The following is a 1,967-nucleotide window of genomic DNA, read 5'->3' as shown; positions in this document are numbered from 1 at the left end:
GACGCACCGTCCTGATTGACCGCACTGCCCCGCACGACCGCCAGCACCCGGTGCCCGTTGCGCACCGCGTCCGACAACCGCTCCACCACCAGCAGGCCCACGCCCTCCGACCAGGCCACACCGTCGGCCGCCGCCGCGAAGGACTTGCAGCGGCCGTCGGGGGAAAGGCCGCGCAGGCGGGAGAACTCCAGGAAGGCCACCGGTGTCGACATGACCGTGACGCCGCCGGCGAGGGCGAGCGAGCACTCGCCGTTGCGCAGCGCGTTCACCGCCAGGTGCAGGGCGACCAGGGAGGACGAGCAGGCGGTGTCGACGGAGACCGCCGGGCCCTCGAAGCCGTAGGTGTAGGAGAGCCGGCCGACGGCGATGCTGCCCGCACTGCCGCTGTACAGGTACCCCTCGAAGTCCTCCGGCGGCAGATGGGGGCGTGAGCCGTAGTCGTTGTACATCTGGCCGGTGAACACGCCGGTGTCGGAGCCGCGCAGGGCGGTCGCGTCGACGCCGGCGTGCTCGAACGCCTCCCAGGCCGTCTCCAGCAGCAGCCGTTGCTGCGGGTCGATCGCCATGGCCTCGCGCGGCGACATCCCGAAGAACGCCGGGTCGAACCGGTCGGCGTCGTACAGGAATCCGCCTTCGCGGGTGTACGAGGTGCCCGTGCGGTCGGGGTCGGGGTCGTAGAGGCCGTCCACGTCCCAGCCCCGGTTGCCGGGGAAGCCGCCGACGGCGTCGGTGCCGTCGGCCACGAGGCGCCAGAGGTCGTCGGGCGAGGACACGCCGCCGGGGTAGCGGCAGGCCATGCCCACGATCGCGATCGGCTCGCGCCGCCTGTCCTCGATGTCCCGCAGCTGCCGGCGTGCCTCACGGGCATCGGCGACGGCCTTCTTGAGGTAGTCGCGGAGTTTGTCCTCGCCCGCCATGGTGTGTCAACTCCCGTGTGTCGTGTGGTGATCGTGTCGAAGGGGGGCGGTGGCTCAGTTCAGCTCGTCGACGAGGGCGAACAGTTCGTCGTCGGTCGCCGAGTCCAGGTCGTCGTCCGGGTCCTGGTCCGATGCCCCGGTCGGGGTTCCGGCCGACGCCCCTGCCGCGCTGTCGGCGGTGTCGAGGAGTTCCCGCAGGCGGGCGGTGATCCGGCCGTGGGCGGAGGCGTCCGTGGCGGCCGCCTCGATGGCGGCCTCGAGCCGGGCCAGTTCCGCGAGCACCGGCTCGTCCGGCGCGGTCTCCTCGACGGTGAGGCGATCGGCCAGGTAGCCGGCGAGCGCCCTGGGGGTGGGCTGGTCGAAGACCAGGGTGGTCGGCAGCCGCAGTGCCGTCTCGGCGGCGAGCTGGTTGCGCAGCTCGACGGCGGTCAGGGAGTCGAAACCGAGCTCCTGGACCGGCCGGTCGGCGTCGATGGCCGTGTGGTCGGCGTGTCCGAGGACGGCGGCAACGCGGCCGCGCACGAGATCCACCAGGGCCCGTTCCCGGTCGGTCGCGGACAGGGCGGCGAGCCGTTCGGCGAGCCCCTGGCCCTCGGGGCGGCCGGGGGACGTGTCCCTGGGCGTCGCGGTGCGGCGGGCGCCGGGTCCGCGGACCAGCCCGGCGAGCAGGGGCGGCACCTGGTCGCCCAGGGCGCGGATCGCCCGGGTGTCGAGCCGGGTGACGGCGAGCAGGCTCTCACCGGTGGCCGGGGCGGCGTCGAAGAGGGCCATCGCGTCGTCGGTGGCCAGCGGCAGCAGGCCGGAGCGGGCCAGGCGGCGCAGGTCCGCTTCGGCGAGGTGACCGGTGATGGTGCTGGTCTCCTCCCAGAGGCCCCAGGCGAGGGAGGTCGCGGCCAGTCCGGCCGCCCGGCGATGCGCCGCCAACGCGTCCAGGAACGCGTTGCCCGCCGCGTAATTCGCCTGCCCCGCCGTCCCCAGCAGACCCGACACCGACGAATACAGCACGAACGCCTTCACACCCATGTCCCGGGTCAACTCATGCAGATGCCA

The 1,967-nt window shown here is 73.5% G+C and carries 2 protein-coding genes; both read right to left on the bottom strand.

Features of this window, described 5'->3' with window-relative positions; translation table 11 throughout:
* The coding region (locus AB0I06_RS34240) for a beta-ketoacyl synthase N-terminal-like domain-containing protein (protein ID WP_363122765.1) at positions 1-917 on the bottom strand (917 nt) is incomplete at its 3' end.
* 54 nt (positions 918-971) lie between these two features.
* Positions 972-1,967 (bottom strand): beta-ketoacyl reductase (locus tag AB0I06_RS34235; protein ID WP_363122764.1); only part of this gene is annotated, 996 nt, incomplete at its 5' end.

It is taken from the genome of Streptomyces sp. NPDC050674, from assembly GCF_040654575.1.
Taxonomy (GTDB): domain Bacteria; phylum Actinomycetota; class Actinomycetes; order Streptomycetales; family Streptomycetaceae; genus Streptomyces.
This window is presented reverse-complemented; position numbering and strand designations above follow the sequence as displayed.